Genomic DNA, 10,584 nt, shown 5'->3' on the forward strand with positions numbered 1-10,584 from the left:
GGCGGAAGCCCCCTTCCAGTCCTTGCGCATGGCGTCGAGCAGGTCGCGGGTCTGGTAGGCGACGGATTCCAATGCCGCGCGGGCAAACTCCGCCGGGCCTGAGTTGCGGGTCAGGCCGAAGATCGCGCCGCGCGCCTCGGCGTCCCAATGCGGCGCGCCGAGGCCGACGAAGGCCGGCACCAGATACACATTCTGCGCCGGATCGGCGGCTGCCGCGAGCGCGCCGCTCTGCTCGGCCTTGCCGATCACCTTGATGCCGTCGCGCAGCCATTGCACGGCGGCGCCGGCGATGAAGATCGAGCCTTCCAGCGCATAGGTGGTCTTGCCGTTCAGGCGATAGGCAATGGTGGTCAACAGCCGGTTCTTCGAGCGCACCAGGTCGGTGCCGGTGTTGAGCAGCGCGAAGCAGCCGGTGCCGTAGGTCGACTTCATCATGCCCGGCTCGAAACAGGCCTGGCCGATGGTCGCGGCGTGCTGGTCGCCGGCGACGCCGAGGATTTTTATCTCGGCGCCGAACAGGCCCTTCTCGGTGACTCCATAGTCATCGGCGCAGTCTTTCACTTGCGGCAGCATGGCGGCCGGGATGCGCAGGATCGAGAGCAACTCGCCGTCCCAGACATTCTTCTCGATGTTGTAGACCAGCGTGCGCGAGGCGTTGGTGGCGTCGGTGGCGTGCACCTTGCCGCCCGTGAGCCGCCAGATCAGGAAACTGTCGATGGTGCCGGCGAGCAGTTCGCCCTTTTCGGCGCGCTTCCTGGCGCCTTTCACCTTGTCCAGCATCCAGGCGATCTTGGTGCCGGAGAAATAGGGATCGAGCAGCAGGCCGGTTTTCTTGGTGAATGTCTTCTCCAGCCCCTGCTTCTTCAATTTCTGGCAGAGCGGCGCGGTCCGGCGATCCTGCCAGACGATGGCGTTGTGAATCGGCTTGCCGGTCGCCTTGTCCCAGATGACGACGGTCTCGCGCTGGTTGGTGATGCCGATCGCCGCCACGTCCGAAGCGTTGCGGCTGGCAGCCTTCAGCGCGGCCTTCACGGTCGCCACCACGCTTGCCCAGATCTCCTGCGGATCGTGCTCGACCCAGCCCGAGGCTGGATAATACTGGTTGAATTCCTGCTGGCCGGCGCCGGCTACCTTCATCTGGTCGTCGAACAGGATAGCCCTGCTCGATGTCGTCCCCTGGTCGATGGCAAGCACAAAGCCGCTCATTTCCGCTCCTCCGCTCTTCATGCAACAGGGGAGACGGCAAAAGCCGCCTCCCCCGCAGGATCCATGCGGGCGCTGACGCCCGCATCAGGCAGTCTTACTTCTGCCAGCTCTTCACGAGCTCGTCGTAGTTGATGGTGATCGGCTTTTCCTTCTCGTTCTCGATCTTGAGCTGAGGCGCGAGATTGCCCTTCTTGACCGCGTCCGCGTTCCAGTAGGCGAGGTCATGCTCTTCGGCCATCCTCGGGCCGATATCGCCCTGGACGCCCGACTTCTCGATGCGGCTCATGACCTTTTCCTGCTCGGCGCAGAGCGAGTCCATCGCTTCCTGCGCGGTCTTGGCGCCGGACGAGGCATCGCCGATCGCCTGCCACCAGAGCTGAGCCAGCTTCGGATAGTCAGGCACGTTGGTGCCGGTCGGCGACCACTGGATGCGGGCCGGCGAGCGATAGAACTCGATCAGGCCGCCGAGCTTCGGAGCACGCTCGGTGAAGCTCTTGTCGTGGATCGTGCTCTCGCGGATGAAGGTCAGGCCGACATGGCTCTTCTTCACGTCGACGGTCTTCGAAGTGACGAACTGCGCGTAGAGCCAGGCGGCCTTGGCGCGGTCGGTCGGCGTCGACTTCATCAGCGTCCAGGAACCCACGTCCTGATAGCCGAGCTTCATGCCGTCCTTCCAGTAGACGCCGTGCGGCGACGGCGCCATGCGCCACTTAGGCGTGCCGTCGTCGTTCATCACCGCCTTGGCGCCGGCGTCGACCATCGAAGCAGTGAAGGCGGTGTACCAGAAGATCTGCTGGGCGACCGCACCCTGCGCCGGCACCGGGCCGGATTCGGAGAAGGTCATGCCCTGCGCTTCGGCCGGAGCGTAAGCCTTCAGCCAGTCGAGATACTTCTGGATCGAATACACCGAGGCCGGGCCGTTGGTGTCGCCGCCGCGCGCCGTGCAGGAGCCGACAGGACGAGAGTTCTCGTCGACCTTGATGCCCCATTCGTCGACCGGCAGGCCGTTCGGGATACCCTTGTCGCCATTGCCGGCCATGGACAGCCAGGCATCGGTGAACCGCCAGCCGAGCGACGGGTCCTTCTTGCCGTAGTCCATGTGGCCATAGACCTTCTTGCCGTCGATCTCGCGGCCGGTGAAGAACTCGGCGATGTCCTCATAGGCCGACCAGTTGACCGGCACGCCGAGGTCGTAGCCGTACTTGGCCTTGAAGTCGGCCTTGTTCTTCTCGTCGTTGAACCAGTCGTAGCGGAACCAGTAGAGGTTGGCGAACTGCTGGTCGGGAAGCTGGTAGAGCTTCTTGTCCGGCGCCGTGGTGAAGGAGGTGCCGATGAAGTCCTTGAGGTCGAGGTTCGGATTGGTGACGTCCTTGCCGTCGCCCGCCATCCAGTCGGTCAGGTTGCGCACCTGCTGGTAGCGCCAGTGCGTGCCGATGAGGTCGGAGTCGTTGACCCAGCCGTCATAGAGGTTCTGGCCGGTCTGCATCTGGGTCTGGATCTTCTCGACGACGTCGCCTTCCTGGATCGTGTCGTGCGTGACCTTGATGCCGGTGATGGCGGAGAAGGCCGGCGCCAGCACCTGCGATTCATAGGAATGGGTGGCGATGGTTTCCGAGACGACCTTGATCTCCATGCCGGCAAACGGCTTGGCGGCGTCAATAAACCACTGCATCTCCTTTTCCTGGTCGGCGCGCGAAAGCGTCGACAGCGGGCCTATCTCCTTGTCCAGAAAGGCCTTCGCCTCATCCATCCCGGCGTAGGCATTGCCTGCCCCGAGCAATAGGACAAGGGCGGTCGTTGATGTTAAAAATTGCCGTCGCATGTGTTTCCTCCAGTTTTGGTTTCAAGTGCGATCTGGAGCGGTCGCCGGCACGCGGCCGCTCCAACAGTTTCCCCCTCTATACGTAGCGGAACACGCCGATGGCGTAGACTACGGAGAGAGCGAGAGCCCACCACAGGTTGGGTCCAACCAGACCCAGCCAAGCGAGATGGATGAAGGCGCTGCCGAGCAGCGACAGGAAGAGACGGTCGCCGCGCGTCGTCTCGAAGCGGAGCACGCCGACGCGCGGATTGCCGCCCGGCGAGGCATATTCCCAGGCCGCCATGCCGCAAAGCAGCAGGAAGACGGTGCCGAAGAAAGCCGCCGTCGGCCAGGTCCACGCCATCCAGGAGAGGTCGAGGTTCATGGTCATACCCTCCCCAGGGCAAAGCCCTTGGCGATGTAGTTGCGGACAAACCAGATGACGAGCGCGCCGGGGATCAGCGTCAGCACGCCGGCGGCGGCGAGCAGTCCCCAGTCCATGCCGGCGGCCGAGACGGTGCGGGTCATGGTGGCGGCGATCGGCTTGGCGTCGGTGGTGGTCAGCGTGCGCGCGATCAACAATTCCACCCATGAGAACATGAAGCAGAAGAAGCAGGCGACGCCGATGCCGCTGGCGATCAGCGGCATGAAGATCTTCACGAAGAAGCGCGGGAACGAATAGCCGTCGATATAGGCCGTCTCGTCGATCTCCTTCGGCACACCGGACATAAAGCCTTCGAGGATCCACACCGCCAGCGGCACGTTGAACAGGCAGTGCGCCAGCGCCACCGCGATATGGGTGTCGATCAGGCCGAAGGCGGAATAGAGCTGGAAGAACGGCAGCGCGAACACCGCCGGCGGCGCCATGCGGTTGGTCAACAGCCAGAAGAACAGATGCTTGTCGCCGAGGAAGCGATAGCGCGAGAAGGCGTAAGCCGCCGGCAACGCTACGGCGACCGAGATCACCATGTTCATCACCACATAGGTGATCGAGTTGATATAGCCCGAATACCAGGACGGGTCGCTGAAGATGGTGCGATAGTTGGCGAGCGTCGGCGCATGCGGATAGAGCGTCAGCGACGAGACGATCTCAGCATTGGTCTTGAAGCTCATGTTGATGAGCCAGTAGATCGGCAGCAGGATAACGATGATGTAGAGCGTCGGCACGATCCACCACCAGCGCGATTCCTCGCCGCGGCGCCGCATCAGGCGCGCCACCTCGTCCTGCGACAGGGCGCTGCTCAGCCCTTCCGAAACCGCCGTCTCGCTCACTCTGTTCGCTCTTTCGTTAACGCCGGTCATCTCAGCGCTCCGCGTCGTAGTTGGTCATCACGGTGTAGAAGACCCATGACAACAGCAGGATGATCAGGAAGTAGACCAGCGACATCGCCGCCGCCGGACCGAGGTCGAACTGGCCAAGCGCCGTCTTGACCAGGTCGATCGACAGGAACGTCGTCGAATTGCCGGGACCGCCGCCGGTGACGACGAAAGGCTCGGTGTAGATCATGAAGCTATCCATGAAGCGCAGCAGCACTGCGATCAAAAGCACGCGCTGCATCTTCGGCAGCTGGATGTAGCGGAACACCGCCCAGCGCGAGGCGCCGTCGATCTTGGCCGCCTGGTAGAAGGCATCCGGGATCGAGACCAGGCCGGCATAGCAAAGCAGCACGACGAGGCTGGTCCAGTGCCAGACGTCCATTATGATGACGGTGACCCACGCGTCGATCGGATCCTGGACATAGTTGTAGTCGATGCCGAGCGCATTGACGTAGTAGCCGAGCAGGCCGATGTCGTTGCGGCCGAAGACCTGCCAGATCGTGCCGACGACATTCCATGGGATCAGCAGCGGCAGCGCCATCAACACCAGGCAGACCGGCACGCCCCAGCCCTTCTTCGGCATGTTGAGCGCGATGAAGATGCCGAGCGGCACCTCGATGATGAGGATGATGAAGGAGAAGATCAGGTTGCGGACCATCGCTTCCCAGAAGCGGTCGGAGGACAAGAGCTCCTCGAACCACTCCGTGCCGGCCCAGAAGAAGACGTTGTTGCCGAACGTGTCCTGCACCGAATAGTTGACGACGGTCATCAGCGGGATGACGGCCGAGAACGCCACCAGCACCAGCACCGGCAGCACAAGGAACCAGGCCTTGTTGTTCCAGGTCTTTTCCATCTATGCCCCCATCTCGACGCGCCAGGAATCGGCATAGATGTTGATGCCGGCCGGATCGAAACTCACCTTCGGATCGGCCGGCACGGTGTCGTCCTCGCCGATGACGGCGGCGATCTCGCGGCCCTCGAGGCTGGCGCGCACCACCTTGTGGCGGCCGACATCCTCGACCTTGCTGACTTTGACGGCCATGCCGTCGCGGCCGAGCCTGACATATTCGGGGCGGATGCCGAGCTCGATCGAGCCGGCGCCGGTGTTCCCGCTGGCAGTTTTGGGCACGCCCGGCAATTCGATGCGCTGGCTGCCGATCGTCGCGGTCCTGCCGTCGATCGCCACCGGCATGACGTTCATGCCGGGCGAGCCGATGAAATAGCCGACAAAGGTGTGGCGCGGCCGCTCGAAAAGTTCGGCCGGCGTGCCGATCTGGACGATCTCGCCGTCATACATGACCACCACCCGGTCAGCGAAGGTCAGCGCCTCGGTCTGGTCGTGCGTGACATAGACCATGGTGTAGCCGAAACGGCGGTGCAGTTGCTTCAGCTGCGAGCGCAGCACCCACTTCATGTGCGGGTCGATGACGGTCAGCGGCTCGTCGAACAGGATGGCGTTGACGTCCGAACGCACCAAGCCGCGGCCAAGCGAGATCTTCTGCTTCTGGTCGGCGGTCAGGCCGCGCGCTTTCCTGTTCGCCCATGACGCCAGATCGATCATCTCCAGCGTCTCGCGCACCTTGCGGTCGACATCGGCCTCCGGCACGCCGCGGTTGCGCAGCGGGAAGGCCAGATTGTCGTAGACGGTCATGGTGTCGTAGATGACCGGGAACTGGAACACCTGGGCGATGTTGCGCTCCTGAGTCGACAGCCTGGTGACGTCCTTGCCGTTGAACAGCAACTGGCCGTGCGAGGGGTGGAGCAGGCCCGAAATGATGTTGAGAAGCGTGGTCTTGCCGCAGCCGGAAGGCCCGAGCAGCGCGTAGGCGCCGCCATCCTCGAAGGTGTGGTGCACCTCCTTCAGGGCGAAATCTGAATCCTTCTGCGGATTGGGCAGGTAGGAGTGGCGGATGTGGTTGACGTCGATGCGTGCCATCGCTTCCTCCTCAAGCCGCGAGCTTCGGCGCGGCGGCCACGGCGCGGCCGTTTCCGTCGAAGACCATGATGTGGCGCGGATCGATGAACACCTCGACCATGGCGTCGGGCTCGAAGTCGCGGATGCCGTGGGTCAGCATCACCCAACGGGCGTCGGCGAAATCGAGATGGATGAAGCTCTCCGAGCCGGTGATCTCGGTGATGGTGACCTTGGCCCGCACCGGCACGGCGGCGGCATTGGGCCGCTCGAGCGACAGATGATGCGGCTGGAAGCCGATCGTGTAGATGGCGTCGGCAATGCCGGTGAGCTCGGCCGGCACCGGCAGCGTCACGCCGCCCTCGAGCAGGAAAACCGGACCCTTCTTGGCGAGCACGATGGTGTTGAGCGGCGGATCGGCAAAGGTTCTTGCCGTCACCAGGTCGACCGGCTTGCGGAACACCTCGATGGTCGGGCCGAACTGGGTGACGCGGCCTTCCGAAAGTGTCGCCGTATTGCCGCCGAGCAGCAGCGCCTCGTGCGGCTCGGTGGTGGCGTAGACGAAGATGGTGCCGGCGGCGGCGAAGATCTTCGGCAGCTCGGCGCGCAGCTCCTCGCGCAGCTTGTAGTCGAGATTGGCGAGCGGCTCGTCGAGCAGCACGAGGCTGGCGTTCTTGACGATGGCGCGGGCGAGCGCGGTGCGCTGCTGCTGGCCGCCGGACAGGCTGAGCGGGGTGCGGTCGAGATAGGGCGTGAGCTTCAGCAGTGCCGCGGCGTTGCGCACTTCCTTGTCGATCTTCGCCTGCTCGGCGCCGGCGACCCTCAGCGGCGAGGCGATGTTCTCGTAAACGGTCATCGCCGGGTAGTTGATGAACTGCTGATAGACCATGGCGACGTTGCGCTTCTGCACCGGCTGGCCGGTGACGTCCTTGCCGTCGAACCAGACCGAGCCGGAGGTCGGCGCGTCGAGGCCGGCCATCAGCCGCATCAGGCTGGTCTTGCCGGACAGCGTCGGTCCGAGCAGCACGTTCAGCGAGCCGTGCTGGAGCGTCAGCGACACGTCGCGGATATGCTCCGCCGCGCCGACCGTCTTCGACACGTTTCTCAATTCCAGCATGATGCCTCCTCCCCGGCTCTGTGCATCACACGGCCATCCTATTCGGCCGCCGCGACATGGCGGCGACTTATTCCACGCATGAATTCGTCGAGCGTCGCGGCCTGCTCGCGACTGAGATGCAGGCCACGCTTGGTCCGGCGCCACAATACATCCTCAGCGGTCAGCGCCCATTCGTTTTCGACGAGGTAGCGAACCTCGGCTTCGTAGAGATCAGCGCCGAAGTTGCGGCCGAGATCGGCATTCGACTTGGCGAGCCCCAGCACGGCCTGCGCCAGCGTGCCGTAGAGCCGGGTCAACCGACGCGCCAGGCGCTGATCGAGGAACGGATAGGCGCTCTTCAGTTTCGCAACTTGCGCCTCGAAGCCGGTGGGCGGGAAATTGCCGCCCGGCAGCGGCGCGTTCGAGGTCCAGGGCTTTCCGCGCTTGCCGAGGAAGCTTTCGATCTTTTCCAGCATCGATTCCGACAGCCGGCGATAGGTGGTGATCTTGCCGCCGAAGGCGTTGATGATCGGCGCGGACCCCTCGCCGCCATCGGTTTTCAGAACATAGTCGCGGGTCGCTTCCTGCGCCCTAGAGGCGCCGTCGTCATAAAGCGGGCGCACGGCCGAATAGGTCCAGACGATGTCGGAACGCTTGACCGGTTGCGCGAAATACTCGCTTGCCGCGGCGCAGAGATAGTCAATCTCGGTGTCGCTGATCTTCACATCATGCGGATCGCCCGGATAGTCGCGGTCGGTGGTGCCGATCAGCGTGAACTCTTCCTCATAGGGAATGGCGAAGATGATGCGGCCATCCTTGTTCTGGAAGAAATAGGCGCGCGGATCATCGAACTTCTTGGCGATGACGATGTGGCTGCCTTGCACGAGGCGGACATTGTGGACGTCGTTCTGGCCGACCGTCGCCGAAAGCACGTGATCGACCCAGGGGCCGGCGGCGTTGACCAGAAGCCTGGCCTTGACTTCCTCGGTGTCACCGGTCCTCAGGTCCTCGAGCCGGATTGCCCAGAGGTCGCCTTCGCGACGCGCGCCGACGACCTTGGTGCGGGTGCGGATGATCGCGCCGCGGTCGGCGGCGTCGCGAGCATTCAGTGCCACCAGGCGGGCATCGTTGACCCAGCCGTCGGAATATTCGAAGGCCTTGCGAAACAGCGGCTTCAGCGGCTTGCCGGCCGGATCCGTCCCCATGTCCAGCGTCTTCGTCGCCGGCAGCAGTTTGCGCCCGCCAATATGGTCGTAGAGGAAAAGGCCGAGCCGGATCAGCCAGGCCGGCCGCAGGCCCTTGGCGTAAGGCAACACGAAACGCATCGGCCAGATTATGTGCGGCGCGTTCTTCCACAGAACCTCGCGCTCCATCAGCGCTTCGCGTACCAGGCGGAATTCGTAAAACTCAAGATAGCGCAAGCCGCCATGGATCAGCTTGGTCGAGCCGGACGAGGTGCCGCTGGCCAGATCGCTCATCTCGGCGAGAAAAACCGAGAAGCCGCGACCAACCGCGTCGCGGGCGATGCCGCAGCCGTTGATGCCGCCGCCAATGACAAAAATGTCATGGATCGGTGATGCGTCCAAGAAATCCTCCAGCGATTTCGCATTGCAGCATTTTTGGTCTTTTGCGAAACCGTTACGGAATTAATTCGAAATACGAACGAATGTCAAACGAAATATCACAGCGCCGTGAAAGCCACGTTAGCCGGCCCTAGCCGAGCGATGTTTCGATCAGCTGAACCTCTGCCTCCTCGCAGATCTTGCGCACCGAGGGGATGTCGCAACGATCGGTGATGAAGGTGTTGACCTGCGACAGATGGCCGATGCGAACCGGCGCGGTGCGTTCGAACTTGGTCTGGTCGGAAACCAGGATGACGTGCCTGGCGTTGGCGATAATGGCTTGCGCCACTTTCACCTCGCGAAAATCGAAATCGAGCAGCGCGCCATCATGGTCGATGGCCGAGGCGCCGATGACGGCGTAGTCGACCTTGAACTGGCGGATGAAGTCGACGGCGGCCTCGCCGACGACGCCGCCGTCGGAGCCACGCACGACGCCGCCGGCAATCACCACCTCGATCGAAGGATAGACACGCATCCTATTGGCAACATTGATATTATTGGTGATGACCATGAGGCCGTTGTGGTCCAGCAAGGCCTTGCTGACGGACTCGGTCGTGGTGCCGATGTTGATGAAGAGCGAGGCGTTGTCGGGGATCAGCCTGGCGGCGGCGCGGCCGATCGCCTCCTTCTCCTCGGCGGCGATCTTGCGGCGCGCCTCATACTCCATGTTCTCGATGCCGGAGGGGAACAGGGCGCCGCCATGGATGCGTGTGAGCAGGCGCTGGTCGCAGAGATCGTTGAGGTCCTTGCGGATGGTCTGCGGCGTCACGTTGAAATGCGTGGCCAGATCGTCCACCAGCACACGGCCATGATCCTGGGCCATCTGGACGATTTCAGCATGGCGCGGGGACAGAAACATCTAGTGCCTCCCGTTTTCGTTTTTCTTGTGTATATCCGAAAACGAAAGCAATGAAAAGGCAGATGCCGACTAATGAAAATCATATGATCGCAAAACCGGCGCAGCTCGATAGGGGACTTGCCTCAAGTAAGGCAGCGTGCGATTTCGGTGATGACAGCAAATGCCGCGTCGATATCGTCCGCCGTCGCCTCGAACTGGCCGGCCTGGAAGCGGATCGCGACCCGACCATCCACTTTGGTCTGGGTCAGGTAGATGCGGCCATCGTCGTTGATGGCATTGACCAGTCGAAGGTTGTGTTCATCTGAATCGGCGCCCGCCCCTCCCTTATGCCGAAACGAAAATAGCGACAGCATCGGCTCGGTAACGATGTCGAAATCCGCCTCGCCTGCCAGGCGCCTGGCGAGGCCTTCGCTCCAGGCGACGTGGTTACGGATCATGGCGCGCAGGCCTTCCAACCCATGCGCCCGCAACAGGAACCAGAGTTTGAGCGCCCGGAACCGCCGACCGAGCGGCACCGACCATTCGGAATAGTTGATGATACCGTCATGACCATGGGTCTTGAGATAGTCCGGCTTGATGGCCAGCGTACGCACCAGATCTTCGGGCTGGCGGATGAACTGGATCGAGCAGTCGAACTGCGCGCCCAGCCATTTGTGCGGATTGAAGACGATCGAATCGGCGCCTTCGACGCCGGCCCAGAAATGCCGATACTCCGGGCAGATCATCGCCGATCCGGCCCAGGCGGCGTCGACATGCAGATAGAGGCCGTGC

General features: G+C 62.9%; 10 protein-coding genes. All 10 read right to left on the reverse strand.

What is annotated here, in order from left to right; translation table 11 throughout:
• The coding region (gene glpK, locus EN742_RS11685; protein ID WP_128332834.1) for a glycerol kinase GlpK at positions 1–1,206 on the reverse strand (1,206 nt) is incomplete at its 3' end.
• 94 nt (positions 1,207–1,300) lie between these two features.
• Entirely contained in the window at positions 1,301–3,028 is a 1,728-nt protein-coding gene (locus EN742_RS11690) for an ABC transporter substrate-binding protein (protein WP_127405552.1), read from the reverse strand.
• 76 nt (positions 3,029–3,104) lie between these two features.
• Complete coding sequence (locus EN742_RS11695) at positions 3,105–3,398, reverse strand: DUF2160 domain-containing protein (RefSeq protein WP_189347543.1); 294 nt, start codon at positions 3,396–3,398, stop codon at positions 3,105–3,107.
• Entirely contained in the window at positions 3,395–4,309 is a 915-nt protein-coding gene (locus EN742_RS11700) for a carbohydrate ABC transporter permease (protein ID WP_126054722.1), read from the reverse strand. Before EN742_RS11700 ends, EN742_RS11695 begins: the two co-directional genes overlap by 4 nt.
• 1 nt (position 4,310) lies before the next feature.
• On the reverse strand, positions 4,311–5,177 hold the full coding sequence (locus EN742_RS11705) for a sugar ABC transporter permease (protein WP_126054723.1): 867 nt from the start codon (positions 5,175–5,177) through the stop codon (positions 4,311–4,313).
• Complete coding sequence (locus EN742_RS11710) at positions 5,178–6,260, reverse strand: ABC transporter ATP-binding protein (RefSeq protein ID WP_126054724.1); 1,083 nt, start codon at positions 6,258–6,260, stop codon at positions 5,178–5,180.
• A 10-nt stretch (positions 6,261–6,270) separates the two neighbouring features.
• On the reverse strand, positions 6,271–7,353 hold the full coding sequence (locus tag EN742_RS11715) for an ABC transporter ATP-binding protein (RefSeq protein ID WP_126054725.1): 1,083 nt from the start codon (positions 7,351–7,353) through the stop codon (positions 6,271–6,273).
• 38 nt (positions 7,354–7,391) lie between these two features.
• On the reverse strand, positions 7,392–8,918 hold the full coding sequence (glpD, locus tag EN742_RS11720) for a glycerol-3-phosphate dehydrogenase (RefSeq protein WP_127406661.1): 1,527 nt from the start codon (positions 8,916–8,918) through the stop codon (positions 7,392–7,394).
• Positions 8,919–9,045: 127 nt separating this feature from the next.
• Positions 9,046–9,813 (reverse strand): DeoR/GlpR family DNA-binding transcription regulator, encoded by a 768-nt coding sequence (locus EN742_RS11725; protein ID WP_126054727.1) that lies wholly within the window; start codon positions 9,811–9,813, stop codon positions 9,046–9,048.
• Positions 9,814–9,935: 122 nt separating this feature from the next.
• On the reverse strand, positions 9,936–10,584 hold a 649-nt coding region (locus tag EN742_RS11730; protein WP_148670082.1), incomplete at its 5' end, for a pyridoxal-dependent decarboxylase.

This window comes from Mesorhizobium sp. M4A.F.Ca.ET.020.02.1.1 (assembly GCF_004022645.1).
Taxonomy (GTDB): Bacteria; Pseudomonadota; Alphaproteobacteria; order Rhizobiales; family Rhizobiaceae; genus Mesorhizobium.